Genomic DNA, 13,861 nt, shown 5'->3' on the forward strand with positions numbered 1-13,861 from the left:
TGCTCAAAGCACATAAACGAAGATGAACAAGCCGATCCACACCACATCGACGAAGTGCCAGTACCAGCTCGCCGCTTCGAAGCCGAACTGATGCTCGGCATCGAAATGGCCCTTCATGATGCGCATCAGCATTACGAACAGAATGATCGTGCCGATGGTCACGTGGGCACCGTGGAAACCGGTGAGCATGAAGAACGTCGCGCCGTAGATGCCCGAACCCAGGGTCAGGCCCAGTTCGTGGTAGGCGTGCATGTATTCCTCGGCCTGCAAGGCAAGGAAGCCGCAGCCCAGCAGCACAGTGATCGCCAGCCAGACTTTCAGCGCGCCGCGATGGCCCTTCTTCAAGGCATGGTGGGCGATGGTGATGGTCACACTGGAGCTGACCAGCAGAATCGTGTTGATCAGCGGCAGTCCCCACGGGCTGATGACTTCTTTGGGCGGCGGGAACAGTTTCGGGTCAGGCGTGTGCAATAGCGGCCAGGTGAACTGGAAGTTCGGCCAGAGCATGTGGGCGATGCCTTTCGGCCCTTCGCCCCCCAGCGCCGGGCCGGAAATATGCCGCACGTAGAACAGCGCACCGAAGAAGGCGATGAAGAACATCACCTCGGAAAAGATGAACCAACTCATGCCCCAGCGGAACGAGCGATCGAGCTGCGGGCTGTACAGCCCGGCGCGACTTTCCTTGATCACCGCGCCGAACCAGCCGAACAGCATGTACGCCAGCAACAGTCCGCCGACGAAAAAGATCAGTGGCCCGTGGGATTCAGGGCGCGCGGCCTTCAGATCGTTGAACCAGGTCGCCAGGCCGTACACGGTGACGAACATCCCCACCGTGGCGACGATCGGCCATTTGCTCTGGGCCGGAACGTAATAGTGCTCATGAGTTGCCATTTATTGTTCTCCTTATCGGGCACGCTTAACCGCCAGTGTTTGCAGCCACCGGAGGATGTCGGGCGGTGATATCGAACAGCGTGTAGGACAGCGTCAGGTGCTTCACGTCCTTGGGCATGTCGCGGTCAACGATGAAACGCACCGGCATCTCGATCTGCTGACCGGGCTGCAGCACCTGCTGGGTAAAGCAAAAGCATTCGGTCTTGTGGAAATACGCTGCCGCATTGCTTGGCGCGATGCTCGGCACGGCTTGCGCACTCATCGGTTTGTCGGTGGGATTGCGCGCGACGAAGATCATCTCGTTGACCGCGCCGGGGTGGGCGGTCAACTCATCGTGTTTGGGGTAGAACTCCCACGGCATGTCGATGTTGTTGGTCGACAGAAACTGCACGCGAACTTGCCGAGAACTGTCCACCACCTGCTCGCCTTCGTACTGCCCGGCGGTCTTGCCGTTGATGCCGAAGGCCTTGCACATCACGTCGTAGATCGGCACCAGGGCAAAGCCGAAGACAAACATCGCCACCACCACGCCGAGCAGGCGGGTGACCAGTTTTTTCAGCGAGATCGAGTCAGCCATGGTGCAAGCCCTCAACACGACGAATCCCTGTAGGAATGAGGATCTGTGGCGAGGGAGCTTGCTCCCGCTCGGCTGCGAAGCAGACGCAACGCTCTTGGGGCCGCTTCGCGACCCAGCGGGAGCAAGCTCCCTCGCCACAATGGCTCGCTCCCACAGGGCGATTCGTGTTCATTTCACTTCCGGCGGCGTGGTAAAGGTGTGATACGGCGCCGGCGACGGCACGCTCCACTCCAGGCCCTCGGCGCCGTCCCACGGTTTGGCCGGGGCTGGCGCGCCGCCACGAATGGTCTTGATCACGATGAACAGGAAGAAGATCTGCGTGGCGCCGAACATGAACGCGCCGATCGAGGAGACCATGTTGAAGTCGGCGAACTGCAGGTTGTAGTCCGGAATCCGTCGCGGCATTCCCGCCAGTCCCACGAAGTGCATCGGGAAGAAGGTCAGGTTCATGCCGACGAATGACAGCCAGAAATGCAGCTTGCCGAGGGTTTCGTCGTACATGTGCCCGGTCCACTTCGGCAGCCAGTAATAGGCCGAGGCGAAGATGCCGAAGATCGCCCCCGGCACCAGCACGTAGTGGAAGTGCGCGACCACGAAGTAGGTGTCCTGGTACTGGAAGTCCGCCGGAGCGATAGCGAGCATCAGCCCGGAGAAACCGCCGATCGAGAACAGGATCACGAACGCCACGGCGAACAGCATCGGCGTCTCGAAAGTCAGCGAGCCTTGCCACATGGTGCTGGCCCAGTTGAACACCTTCACCCCTGTCGGGACGGCGATCAGCATGGTCGCGTACATGAAGAACAGCTCGCCCACCAGCGGGATGCCGACCACGAACATGTGGTGCGCCCAGACGATGAACGACAGGAACGCGATGCTCGCCGTGGCGTAGACCATCGAGGTGTAGCCGAACAGCGGCTTGCGCGAGAAGGTCGGGATGATCTGGCTGACGGCACCGAAGGCCGGCAGGATCATGATGTACACCTCGGGATGCCCGAAGAACCAGAACACGTGCTGGAACAGCACCGGATCACCGCCACCGGCGGCACTGAAGAAACTGGTGCCGAAGTGGATGTCCATCAGCATCATCGTCACGCACCCGGCCAGCACCGGCATCACCGCGATCAGCAGGAACGCGGTGATCAGCCAGGTCCAGACGAACAACGGCATTTTCATCAGGGTCATGCCGGGGGCGCGCAGGTTGAGGATGGTGGCGATCACGTTGATCGCGCCCATGATCGAACTGATCCCCATCAAGTGGATGGCGAAGATGAAGTAGGTGACGCTTTCCGGCGCGTAGGTGGTGGACAGCGGGGCGTAGAATGTCCAGCCGAAGTTCGGCCCGCCACCGGCAGTAAACAGGGTCGAGACCAGCAGCAGGAACGCCGCCGGCAGCAGCCAGAAGCTGAAGTTGTTCATCCGTGGCAGGGCCATGTCCGGCGCGCCGATCATCAACGGGATCATCCAGTTGGCGAGGCCGACGAACGCCGGCATCACCGCCCCGAAGACCATCACCAGGCCGTGCATGGTGGTCATCTGGTTGAAGAACGCCGGTTCGACGATCTGCAGCCCGGGCTGGAACAGCTCGGCGCGGATCACCATGGCGAACGTGCCGCCGAGCAGAAACATGCAGAAGGCAAACCACAGGTACAGCGTGCCGATGTCCTTGTGGTTGGTGGTCAGCACCCAGCGCATCAGGCCTTTGGCGGGGCCGTGGGCGTGGTCGGCGTGACCGTGGTCATCGATGACAGCGCTCATGGCCGGTCTCCTTCATGTGAGTGGAGTGGGCGGGCCGGGGCGCGCGGCCCCGACCGATTGACGAAGTACGCAATGGACCGGCTCATTTGCTTTCCGCCTGTTTGAGCTCAAGCACTTCTTTTGGTGTGACCATGTCGCCTTTGTTGTTGCCCCAGGCGTTACGTTCGTAGGTCACGACCGCTGCGATATCGACTTCCGACAACTGCTTGCCGAATGCGGCCATGGCGGTGCCGGGTTTGCCGTGGAAGACAATGCTCAAGTGGCCTTCTTTCGGCCCGGTGGCGATTTTCGAGCCCTTGAGCGCCGGGAACATCGGCGGCAGGCCCTGGCCTTCGGCCTGGTGACAGGCGACGCAGGTGGTGTGGTAGATCTTGTCGCCGCGTTCCTTGAGCTCGTCGAGGGTCCATTCCTTGCTGGTCAGCTCCTTGAGCTGTGCGGCTTCGGCTTTGCGCTCGGCCAGCCACTTGTCGTAGTCGGCCTTCTCCTTGACGTCGACCACGATCGGCATGAAGCCGTGGTCCTTGCCGCACAACTCGGCACACTGGCCACGGTAGAGGCCGGGCTTGTCGATGCGCGTCCAGGCTTCGTTGACGAACCCCGGAATCGCATCGCGTTTGACCGCGAAGGCCGGCACCCACCACGAGTGGATGACGTCGGCGGAAGTCACGAGGAAGCGCACCTTGGCGCCGACCGGCAGCACCAGCGGCTTGTCGACTTCGAGCAGGTAGTGCTCGCCCTTGGCTTCCTTGTTGTGAATCTGTTCGGCGGGGGTGGCCAGGTTGCTGAAGAATTCGACGTCCTGACCCAGGTATTTGTAGTGCCACTTCCACTGATAACCGGTGATCTGGATATCGATATCCGGCTCACTGGTGTCGTACATGCGGATCAGGGTGGCGGTCGCCGGAACCGCCATCGCCACCAGGATCAGCAGCGGCACGACAGTCCAGAGAATTTCGACGGTGGTACTTTCGTGGAATTTTGCGGCGACCTGCCCGGTCGAGCGGCGATGCACGATCATCGACCAGAACATGGCACCGAAGACGATGATCCCGATCACCACACAGATCCAGAAAATGGTCATGTGCAGGTCGAATACTGCGTGACTGATTTCAGTCGCTCCAGGCGCCATATTCACAGTCCAGGCCGCCTGGGCCGGGCTGAAAATCGACCACAACAGGAGGCCCATCCAGACGTGTGGATGTCGCATCATTGCGGGTTCCCCTTATCGTTCTTGTTATCCCGTAGGCGCAACGCCTTCGGCAAGGGAGCGGCTGCATCAGACTACGAACTTGAATCGCCGGGCCTTGCTGCGTGGGCAGTCGGGCGTCATCAGCTAACTCCATTCAATGGCGAGTATAGACAGCCGTCGGGAATTGCAATGTCGTGGCGTTAATGTTCTGAAACAGCCGGGACTTGCGCTAAAGGGCACGAATGGAGAAGGATGCAGACGAGTGGTGGCGAACCGATATAACGCTGCTGCATCAAGGATGAAATAATTATGACAAATGCGTCTTAGCATTTTTCGTAAGCCAGCTAACTTATGTCTTCCCTATTTCATTGCCTTGTTCCCTGGAGTTTTCATGAACACCGCCGCATTGCGCGAGCAGATCCAAAAAGCCCAACAACACGAGAAGGAAACCGGCCTGCTGACCCGTCAGCTGGAAAGCAAGCTGCCTCATTTACACCCGGCGATCCAGTTGCCGGAAGCCGACGCCCAAGGTGTGCTGACGCGTTTTGTCGCCGCCTACATCGATGAAGTGCCAGATCTGCTGGATGCAGCCAATGAAGTCGCCAGGGAAGCGGGAATCGAATCGCAGATCAAGCCGGTGCTGAAAATAGCCGAGCAGTATTTCCTCCAGCCGCCGGCCATCATGTCCGGGCATGTCGGTCTGGACAGCCTGCTGGACGAAGCCTATCTGGCGCACCGCTTTGTCGAAGAGGTCAACGACCTGTACATCAAGCATTTCGGCCAGCCACTGATCCCCCTGGACATGACGGTCGCCAATCTGATTGCTCACCAACTGATCGGTGAGGAATTTGCCAATCAACTGGACGAAGCCGTGCATCACGCCATCGACGAGATGCTCGACGACGAGAGTTTTGCGCTGGAATCGGTAGAAGCCTACCGCGACAAACTGAGCAGCCCGGACACCGGTGCCGCCTGGAAGCGCTGGCCGTGCATGGGCCGCCGTCTGGGCGTTGGCCTGGAGCTGGATCAGCCCGCTGCCTGAGTTACACACAATCCAATGTAGGAGCTGCCGCAGGCTGCGATCTTTTGATGTTGTTTTTAACAATCAAGAGCAAAAGATCGCAGCCTGCGGCAGCTCCTACAGGGGTTGAGTTCGCTCCGGAGATTTAACCGGCAGCGCCGATGCCTGTTGTTGTGCGAACCCGTCCCTCCAACCGCCGCTTCAACCCGCGCGACTCGATCAACAGCTTCGACCCCTTCGCCGCATTCGCCCGGCCCCATTCCTCCAGCAACTCCAGACACGAATGGTCGATGTAGCTCAGGTGATTGAGCGGCACATGCACCGTTGTGCCCGCTGGAATGCTGCCCAGCACCTGAGTCAGTGCCGGTACCTTGAGAAAGGTCGCCGCGCCTACCAGACGCAATTCCATCTCACCGTCCTGCGGCAGGTCGATCAGGCTGATCTTCAGGCGCGAAGCCTTGAATGCCAGTTTCAACATCGTCAGACCGAAACCGATCAACACACCGGTCAGCAGGTCGGTGAAGATGATCGCCAGCGCCGTGGCGGCGTAGGTGAACATCGGCATCCGCCCGTAACGGCCCAGCCCGCGAAAGGCCTTGAGATCCACCAGTTTGAAACCGGTGTACACCAGCACGCCTGCCAGACTCGCCACCGGAATGCTTTGCAGCACGCTCGACAACAACAGCACGAACGCCAGCAGCCACAAACCATGGAAGATCGTCGAATAGCGGGTGGTCGCGCCAGCCTGGACGTTGGCCGAACTGCGCACGATCACCCCGGTCATCGGCAGCGCGCCGACCAGTCCGCAAAGCATGTTGCCGACGCCTTGCGCTGAGAGTTCACGGTCGAAGTCCGAGCGCACACCGCTGTGCATGCGATCTACTGCTGCTGCAGACAGCAGGGTTTCGGCGCTGGCGATGAACGCCACGGCAAAAGCCGCAATCAGCAGGGTTGGATCAGTAAGGCTGAGCAAATCCGCCGGTTTCAGCCAGTCGATGGCTTCGGCCAGATTCTCCGGCACCTCGACCCGTTTCACCTGCAACGCCAGCAGCAGGCTGGCACCCGTGGCCAGGCCAACGCCGAGCAACGCACCGGGAATGAAGCGCAGCGAATGCGGACGGAATTTTTCCCAGAGCCACATCACCGCAATGGTCGCCAGCCCGAGCAATCCGGCCTGCCAGCCAAATGACGGCAAGGCTTGCGCCACCGCGCCGGGGAACGCTGTGAGGTTATCCAGACCCGAGGGCTGCGGCTTGGCATCCAGCATCACATGCACCTGCGACAGAACGATCAGCACACCGATCCCCGCAAGCATGCCGTACACCACCGCGGGCGCCGTCACCCGAAACCAGCACCCAAGCTTCAAACGCCCGGCCACCAGCTGCAGGAAACCGGCGAGCAGCAGAATCGGCCCGAGCATCTCGATCCCGTGCTGGCGCACCAGCTCGAACACCAACACCGCCAGCCCCGCCGCCGGCCCGCTGACTTGCAACGGCGAGCCCGCCAGCCAACCGACCACCAGACCACCAATGATCCCGGTGATCAGGCCTTTGGCCGGTGGCAACCCGGAAGCAATCGCAATACCCATGCACAGCGGCAGGGCGACCAGAAACACAACCACCGAAGCCAGCAACTCCCGTGGCAGAACCGCTTTCAATTGAGCAGCACGCATGGTGACTCTCCCGAAGTTTTCTTCAGGCGTGGCTTCGCCGCACCGCTGAAACAGCGGCCGGCGTCAAACCACACAGATTTTTAGGAGGATTTAGAAGCGCGCTTTGGGCGTCGCCACCGGAATCGGATGGCTGCCGTCGAGCGGCAGGAAGCGTCCCTGATCCGCGTCGTAAGCTTTGATTTCGCTGGTTTCGATGTTGTAGACCCAGCCATGGATGAACAGATGACCGTTCGCCATGCGTGAGGCTACCGAAGGATGGGTACGCAAGTGCTGCAGTTGGGCGATGACGTTCTCCTCGGTGAGGATCGGCATGCTTTCTTTTTCGTCGGTGCAGTTGCAGTTGTCATGCACCATGGTCTTCGCCACTTCCGCATGGCGCAGCCAGGCTTTGACTGTCGGCATTTTTTCCAGGCTGTCCGGATTGAGCACTGCGCGCATGGCGCCGCAGTCGGAGTGGCCGCAAATGATGATGTGTTGCACGCCCAGCGCCAGTACCGCGTATTCGATGGCGGTGGAAACGCCGCCGTTCATCTGGCCATAAGGCGGTACGACGTTGCCCACGTTACGGGTCACGAACAGATCGCCCGGCGAGCTCTGGGTGATCAGCTCGGGCACGATGCGCGAGTCGGCACAGGTGATGAACATCGCCCGTGGCGATTGCGCCGTGGCGAGTTTCTTGAAGAGTTCTTCCTGTTGCGGAAAGACCTCATGATGAAAATGCAAAAAGCCGTCAACGATCGTTCGCAGCGCTGCATCGGCGGATTGCGCCCCAGGGACGGCTTGCGCCGACGCAGCCAACGGCTGTTTATCCTTGTCACTCATGATTCATCCTCTTTGGCGGATTCGGGGAGTCATTCCCGTGTATTCCGGTATGAAGCCAGTGGCTGTTTAAAACATCCGGGCCATCCCGACCCGTCAGTCACTCGATGAACAAGGTAGCCGCCGAAACTTAACTGAAACTGAATCAAGCGCTCTAGAACGTGTGTTCCAGGTCACAAAAAACGTGACTGAGGGTTACGGCGGAAGGATTCCAGCCCCTCAACCACAGGGCCAATTGTCGCTAAATCAACGACATCTGGCGACCCGGTGGACAGAAGGCGCTGCAGTCGAGGTCATAGCCCTCGCGATGATTGAGGTCGAGACGCTTGATCGTTTTGGCAAAGCGTTGCGCGAGCAAGTCGGCGAACGGCCCTTCGCCGCGCATCCGTGCACCGAAACGGCTGTCGTAGAGCTCGCCGCCACGGCTCTGGCGGATCAGGCTCAGGACATGGGCCGCGCGCTGCGGATAGTGCGCGTGCAGCCACTCCTCGAACAGCGGCGCCACCTCCAGGGGCAGGCGCAGCATCATGTAGGCGGCACTTTGCGCACCCGCCGCATGCGCCTCGGTCAGCAGGCTTTCGATTTCGCTGTCGTTGATCATCGGAATCATCGGCGAACACAACACCCCCACCGGAATGCCCGCTTCGCGCATCACCCGGATCGCCCGCAACCGGGCCTTGGGTGCCGCGGCACGGGGTTCGAGGATGCGTTTGAGTTCATCGTCCAGCGTCGTCAGGCTGATCATCACCGCCACCAGCCGTTGTTGCGCCAGTTCCGTGAGCAGATCGAGGTCACGCAGGATCAGCGAGCCCTTGGTGACGATGGTCACCGGGTGCCGGTAGCGCAGCAGCACCTCGAGGGTCTGGCGGGTGATCCGGTGTTCACGTTCGATGGGTTGGTACGGGTCGGTATTGGAGCCGAGGTTGATCGGCGCGCATTGATAACCTTTTTTCCCAAGCTGTTCTTCCAGCACCTGGGCGGCGTTGGTCTTGGCGATCAGCCGGGTTTCGAAATCCAGTCCCGGCGACATGTCCCAATAAGCGTGGCTGGGCCGCGCGTAGCAATAGATGCAGCCATGCTCGCAGCCGCGATAGGGATTGATCGAACGATCGAAGGGCAGGTCCGGCGAGGTATTGCGGGTGATGATGGTTTTCGCGGTCTCGATCATCACCTCGGTGTTCTGTGTCTCGGGCACTTCCTGATACCAGCCGTCGTCCTCGGCTACCGAACGATTCGGCGCGAAGCGGTTGTGCGGGTTGGTCGCAGTGCCGCGACCACGAGGAGGCAAGGGCGTGTGCATCGCAAGTGTCCTGATTGCTGTATGTGCATACAGTATCGCTGGATCGAGGAAACAGCCAGTGCCGTTCGGCGATTCGGCGCACCAACACCAGTCCGTGGTTCATGGATTGATATATATATTTATCGCAAACCGAAGACACATCTTTCAACTGGAAGTACAACTTGCAATGTCGTTATTATTCGTCTTGTTGTCTTTCTGTTATTCAATATTTTAAAAGGAATTAAACGTGTCTTACTTTAACCATCGCGGCATCTTTTTGCAGAAACTTGGTCCGACTCCGGTTGATCCGGATGAAGTACTGGTGTCCATGCAGTTTGCGCAAAAGCAATCTGGCTGGGACGCAGAAAACGCCGTGCCGACCGACTCTCTGCTGGATTCGCGGATCATCATTGCATCGTCCTATGACGGTGGCGAAACGTTCGATGTCAGTAATGAAAAAGATGTCGATGGGGATGGTGATATTGATGCAGATGATAAAGCCAAGTTGCTGGCGCTGGCCAAGGCTTATGTCAGTATCATGAATCCATAATCTGGTCAGGCGTCAGCTTAGTTGTGATCTGAACAAAAAGCCCTGCCCGTATTAAATACGGGCAGGGCTTTTTTTAGTTGCTGCGGGTTACCTGACCAAGATCATCAGCCGAGGTGGTGGTCATGTCGCTGGTGCGTAGATGACGGACCTCGTCTGCGCTCACCGGGGCGCCTTTGTTGCCCCAACTGCCACGGATAAAACTCACCACGTCCGCCACTTCCTGATCCGACAAGCGCCAGGCGAAGCCCGGCATGGTGAAGGTCGATGGCGCGGTGTGGGTGGCCGGCAGGGTGCCGCCCTTGAGCACGATATGGATCAGCGAGGTCGGGTCTTCCGATTGCAGCACCGGATTGCCCGCCAGCGCCGGGAACACCCGGGTGTAGCCGTGGCCGTCGGTACGGTGGCAGGCCGCGCAGTTGTCGATGTACACCGCTGCGCCGCGTTGACTGTCGTCGCCGTTCCACAGGGCTTTGGCGGCTTTCTCGTCGTACTGGTGCGGCTGATCGTTCGGATCAACTGCCGGCAGTGACTTGAGGTAGCGGGCAATCGCAGTGAGGTCGGCGTCGGTCATGTATTGCATGCTGTGAGTCACCACATCGCTCATGCCGCCGAACACTGCGCTGCGGTCGCTGCGTCCGGTCTTGAGGAACTGCACCAACTGCGCTTCGCTCCAGCTGCCCAGGCCATCCTTGTGATCACCGCGCAGACTTTTGGCGATCCAGCCTTCCAGCGGCGCACTGCCGGCGAGGAAGCTCTTGCCATCTGCCGCGCTCAGGGATTTCTCCTGCATGGTCAGGGCTCGTGGCGTATGGCAGGCGCCGCAATGGCCGAGGCCTTCGACCAGATAGGCGCCGCGGTCGATCACCGGGTCGTCCGAAGTGGCCTTGTAGTCCTCGACTTTCGGCGCAAACAGCCAGCGCCAGCCCATCAGCGGCCAGCGCATGCTCAGCGGCCATGGGATGTCGCTGGCCTTGTTCTCCTGCGCCACCGGTTCAACGCCGTGCATGAAGTAGGCGTACAGCGCCTGCATGTCTGTTTCGCTGACCCGGGCATAGGACGGATACGGCATCGCCGGGTACAACGTACTACCGTTTTTGGCGACGCCGTGGCGCACCGCTTGGTCGAAGTCCTCGAAGCTGTAATCACCGACGCCGGTTTTGTCCGGGGTGATGTTGGTCGAGTAGATCGTGCCGATCGGCGTTTCCATCGACAGGCCGCCGGCGAACGGTTTGCCGCCCTTGGCCGTGTGGCAGGCCACGCAGTCACCCGCGCGGGCGAGGTATTCGCCTTGTTTGATCAACGCCTGATCGACGTCGGCGGCGTGCACGGCAGCACTGCCGAGCAGGGCCAGGGTGGCGATAACGAGATTGTTCATGGTCATCGCTCCTTAAGCCTGAACCAGCGGGCCGGGGTTTTTCAGGTACTGCTCGCGGATCGCCTTGGCCGACCAGTAGGTCAACGCCGCCACCAATCCGGTCGGGTTGTAACCCAGTCCTTGCGGGAACGCCGACGCGCCTGGCACAAACACGTTGTGCACGTCCCAGCTCTGCAGGTAACGGTTCAGGGCGCTCTTTTTCGGATCGGTGCCCATGATTGCGCCACCGTTGAGGTGGGTGGTCTGGTAGGCCGCAGTGTTGAAATGATCACCGACCTGCTTGCCGATCACCGCAATGGCTTTCGGGCCCATGGCTTGGGCGACCTTGCCCATTTTCTCGACCATGAAGCGGTTCATCTTGATGTCGTTTTCCTGCCAGTCGAAGGTCATGCGTAGCAGCGGCAAACCGTAGGCATCGCGGTACACCGGATCCAGATCGAGGTAGTTGCCTCTGTAGGACTGGTGCGCGCCGTGGGCGTCCATCGATACTTGGTGGGTGTAGTAATCGGCGGTCGCGCGTTTCCACTGGCTGCCCCAGGCCGGCGTGCCGGGCGGGTTCGAGGTGCCGGCAATCGGCCGGCTGCCAGCCTGGTTGACCCACATTGGCGAGCCGCCGACGAAGCCATGCGGGCCGTGGTCGAAGTTGTCGGCGTTGAAATCATCCAGCGCCACACCGTTGCCGCCGGCACCGATGAAGTTGTTGGTGTGGGTGTCCTTGTCGAAGAACGCCTTGATGGTCGCCATGTTCTGGTAGGCGAAGTTACGCCCGACCACGCCTTCGCCGCTGATCGGGTCGTACGGTTTGCCGATGCCCGAGAGCAGCATCAGGCGCACGTTGTGCAGCTGGAAAGCGCCGAGGATCACCAGATCCGCCGGCTGCTCGATCTCGCGGCCCTGGCCATCGATGTAAGTCACGCCGGTGGCCTTGGACTTGGTGCTGTCGAGATTGACCCGCAGCACATGCGAGTTGGGCCGCAATTCGAAATTCGGCAGCGGCTTGAGCGCTGGCAGAATGTTCACGTTCGGCGACGCCTTGGAATACATGTAGCACACGTAACCGCTGCAGAATCCGCAGAAATTGCACGGGCCCATCTGTGCGCCGTAAGGGTTGGTGTACGGGCCTGAAGTATTCGCCGACGGCAGGTTGTAGGGTTTGTAACCGACCTCTGCCGCCGCTTTGCCGAACAGTTGTGCGGAAACGGTGTTCTTCTGCGCTTCCAGCGGGAACGGATTGGAGCGATCCGGTGCGTAAGGGTTGCCGCCCTTGCCCTGTCCGACCAGTTGACCTTTCACGGTCCAGGCCTGGCCCGAGGTGCCGAAGACTTTCTCGGCGAAATCGAAAAACGGTTCCAGCTCTTCATAGCTGACGCCGAAGTCCTGAATGGTCATGTCCTTGGGGATGAAGCGTTTGCCGTAGCGTTCTTCGTAATGGCTGCGCATACGCAGTTCGATCGGATCGACGCGAAAATGCACGCCCGACCAGTGCAAACCGGCGCCGCCGACGCCATTACCCGGCAGGAATGCACCCAACTGGCGGTTCGGCAGGGCAATGTCGTTGACGCTGTGGCGGATGGTGACGGTTTCTTTCGAGATGTCCTGAAAGAGTTTTTTGCGCACGCTGTAGGTGAGTTCGTCGATCACCTGTGGATAGTTGCCGTCAGGGTAGGTGTCCTGCATCGGCCCGCGCTCCAGCGCCAGCACGTTGAGCCCGGCTTCGGTCAGCTCCTTGGCCATGATCGCGCCAGTCCAGCCAAAACCGACGATCACCGCGTCGACCTTCTTCATTACGGTTGCCATGCTCAAGCCCTCTCGCCGCGAATCGAAACTGCCGGGAAGGGGTACTGCTCGTTGCGTTCCACCCAATCCATGAAATCGGCGCGGGCGCCGGGGAAGCCGATCATGGTCCAGCCGACCATGCCTTTATTGCCGCCGTGGATCGGGTCGCAGAAGAACCCTTCCTTGGTGTTTTGCAGCAGCAGGCTGAAGAAAATCTTCGCTGGAACCGCATCGAACTGCGGTTTTCCCGCTTCGAGTTGCTTGAGCAAATCGTCTCGGGTAGCGCTGTCTTGCTCGGCAAATGTTTTACCGTTGAGGGATTTTGCCCACTGATCCGTGGCAGCGATGCCCAGGCGATAGATCTCTTTGGGCACCAGTTTGCTCTGCCAGCCCATCTCCGGCGCAGCGTCGGCGTTGAACGGACCCTGCATGTACCACAGGGCACCCGCGGCGTACGGGGTGTTCATCTGGCGGTCGATGTATTCCGGCACACCGGCTTCCAGGGCACCCGGGCCTTGCTCGTCATTAGGGATCAATTGCGCCACGGCGGCGTTGATGAAGGCCCATTCCTCAGCGGTGAAATAGCTCGGCTGATAAGCGCTGGCGTCAGCCTGGGCCGGTGTTGCTGCGGGCGTCGTCGGGGTGGCTTCAGGGGCAGCTTGCAACACGCTGCTGCCCAAGCCGGTGCCGGCGAGGGTAACCACGGGAATCAGGGTCAGGGATTTGCGCAAAAACTCACGCCGCGGGTTGTCTCGATCTGCATCAGACATGGGGTGCACCTCATCAGGCATTGATGGTTGTCCGTTTCTGCGAACGGCTTGAGCAGTTTTTCGTCGCGGCGCGCGGCCCGTTTGACCGGGAAAAGGGGGACGCCTGCAACATCGTGTGACAAATGGTAGCAGGCTAATCATCGGGATGAACCGATTCAGTGGGAAAAAGCCTCGGTTTTTTACCCGG

Annotated in this window: 12 protein-coding genes; 2 read left to right on the plus strand and 10 right to left on the minus strand. The window is 60.1% G+C overall.

Translation table 11 applies throughout. The features are described 5' to 3' along the window. Positions 1–3: 3 nt before the first annotated feature. The 4 genes from AC193Q_RS20680 to coxB form a co-directional block, all read right to left on the minus strand. Positions 4–891, minus strand: a complete 888-nt coding sequence (locus tag AC193Q_RS20680; protein WP_047297469.1) for a cytochrome c oxidase subunit 3 — start codon at positions 889–891, stop codon at positions 4–6. Positions 892–916: 25 nt separating this feature from the next. Beyond that, positions 917–1,468, minus strand: coding sequence for a cytochrome c oxidase assembly protein (locus tag AC193Q_RS20685; protein WP_483878731.1), 552 nt, complete (start codon positions 1,466–1,468; stop codon positions 917–919). Between the two features lie 168 nt (positions 1,469–1,636). Continuing rightward, positions 1,637–3,223: a cytochrome c oxidase subunit I gene (gene ctaD, locus AC193Q_RS20690; protein ID WP_041074772.1), complete on the minus strand. Its 1,587-nt coding sequence runs from the start codon at positions 3,221–3,223 to the stop codon at positions 1,637–1,639. 82 nt (positions 3,224–3,305) lie between these two features. Beyond that, entirely contained in the window at positions 3,306–4,433 is a 1,128-nt protein-coding gene (gene coxB / locus AC193Q_RS20695; RefSeq protein ID WP_047297471.1) for a cytochrome c oxidase subunit II, read from the minus strand. Between the two features lie 370 nt (positions 4,434–4,803). On the opposite strand from coxB, the gene AC193Q_RS20700 reads away from it, so the two are divergent. Then, a complete protein-coding gene (locus tag AC193Q_RS20700; protein ID WP_095667899.1) occupies positions 4,804–5,454 on the plus strand; it encodes a hypothetical protein in 651 nt (216 codons plus the stop codon). Positions 5,455–5,578: 124 nt separating this feature from the next. Here AC193Q_RS20700 and AC193Q_RS20705 read toward each other — a convergent pair whose 3' ends face one another. The 3 genes from AC193Q_RS20705 to AC193Q_RS20715 all read right to left on the minus strand — a co-directional run bounded on the left by AC193Q_RS20705 (position 5,579) and on the right by AC193Q_RS20715 (position 9,224). After that, positions 5,579–7,105: a SulP family inorganic anion transporter gene (locus AC193Q_RS20705; protein WP_131671843.1), complete on the minus strand. Its 1,527-nt coding sequence runs from the start codon at positions 7,103–7,105 to the stop codon at positions 5,579–5,581. A gap of 90 nt (positions 7,106–7,195) precedes the next feature. Further along, positions 7,196–7,927, minus strand: coding sequence for a carbonic anhydrase (locus AC193Q_RS20710; protein ID WP_047297474.1), 732 nt, complete (start codon positions 7,925–7,927; stop codon positions 7,196–7,198). Positions 7,928–8,165: 238 nt separating this feature from the next. Next, positions 8,166–9,224, minus strand: coding sequence for a PA0069 family radical SAM protein (locus AC193Q_RS20715; RefSeq protein ID WP_047297475.1), 1,059 nt, complete (start codon positions 9,222–9,224; stop codon positions 8,166–8,168). 226 nt (positions 9,225–9,450) lie between these two features. Here AC193Q_RS20715 and AC193Q_RS20720 point away from each other — a divergent pair, with 226 nt between their 5' ends. Continuing rightward, positions 9,451–9,753, plus strand: a complete 303-nt coding sequence (locus AC193Q_RS20720; RefSeq protein WP_095667896.1) for a hypothetical protein — start codon at positions 9,451–9,453, stop codon at positions 9,751–9,753. Between the two features lie 73 nt (positions 9,754–9,826). Here AC193Q_RS20720 and AC193Q_RS20725 read toward each other — a convergent pair whose 3' ends face one another. From AC193Q_RS20725 to AC193Q_RS20735, 3 genes are read right to left on the minus strand one after another with little or no spacing between them, the layout of a single operon-like run. Then, positions 9,827–11,128 carry a c-type cytochrome gene (locus AC193Q_RS20725; RefSeq protein ID WP_483878732.1) on the minus strand — a complete coding sequence of 434 codons (1,302 nt, stop codon included), beginning with the start codon at positions 11,126–11,128 and terminating at the stop codon, positions 9,827–9,829. A gap of 12 nt (positions 11,129–11,140) precedes the next feature. After that, the gene (locus tag AC193Q_RS20730) at positions 11,141–12,925 is read right to left on the minus strand and encodes a GMC family oxidoreductase (protein WP_121182947.1); all 1,785 of its coding nucleotides are present in this window, start codon (positions 12,923–12,925) and stop codon (positions 11,141–11,143) included. Between the two features lie 2 nt (positions 12,926–12,927). After that, a complete protein-coding gene (locus tag AC193Q_RS20735) occupies positions 12,928–13,674 on the minus strand; it encodes a gluconate 2-dehydrogenase subunit 3 family protein (RefSeq protein WP_121182949.1) in 747 nt (248 codons plus the stop codon). Positions 13,675–13,861 lie beyond the last annotated feature (187 nt).

Source organism: Pseudomonas sp. F2, assembly GCF_057174385.1.

What these genes read in the sequence shown, in the direction of transcription:
- AC193Q_RS20680 (WP_047297469.1), bottom strand. Translation starts at nt 891, where the DNA reads ATGGCAACTCATGAGCACTATTACGTTCCGGCCCAGAGCAAATGGCCG.
- AC193Q_RS20685 (WP_483878731.1), bottom strand. Translation starts at nt 1,468, where the DNA reads ATGGCTGACTCGATCTCGCTGAAAAAACTGGTCACCCGCCTGCTCGGC.
- ctaD (WP_041074772.1), bottom strand. Translation starts at nt 3,223, where the DNA reads ATGAGCGCTGTCATCGATGACCACGGTCACGCCGACCACGCCCACGGC.
- coxB (WP_047297471.1), bottom strand. Translation starts at nt 4,433, where the DNA reads ATGATGCGACATCCACACGTCTGGATGGGCCTCCTGTTGTGGTCGATT.
- AC193Q_RS20700 (WP_095667899.1), top strand. Translation starts at nt 4,804, where the DNA reads ATGAACACCGCCGCATTGCGCGAGCAGATCCAAAAAGCCCAACAACAC.
- AC193Q_RS20705 (WP_131671843.1), bottom strand. Translation starts at nt 7,105, where the DNA reads ATGCGTGCTGCTCAATTGAAAGCGGTTCTGCCACGGGAGTTGCTGGCT.
- AC193Q_RS20710 (WP_047297474.1), bottom strand. Translation starts at nt 7,927, where the DNA reads ATGAGTGACAAGGATAAACAGCCGTTGGCTGCGTCGGCGCAAGCCGTC.
- AC193Q_RS20715 (WP_047297475.1), bottom strand. Translation starts at nt 9,224, where the DNA reads ATGCACACGCCCTTGCCTCCTCGTGGTCGCGGCACTGCGACCAACCCG.
- AC193Q_RS20725 (WP_483878732.1), bottom strand. Translation starts at nt 11,128, where the DNA reads ATGAACAATCTCGTTATCGCCACCCTGGCCCTGCTCGGCAGTGCTGCC.
- AC193Q_RS20730 (WP_121182947.1), bottom strand. Translation starts at nt 12,925, where the DNA reads ATGGCAACCGTAATGAAGAAGGTCGACGCGGTGATCGTCGGTTTTGGC.
- AC193Q_RS20735 (WP_121182949.1), bottom strand. Translation starts at nt 13,674, where the DNA reads ATGTCTGATGCAGATCGAGACAACCCGCGGCGTGAGTTTTTGCGCAAA.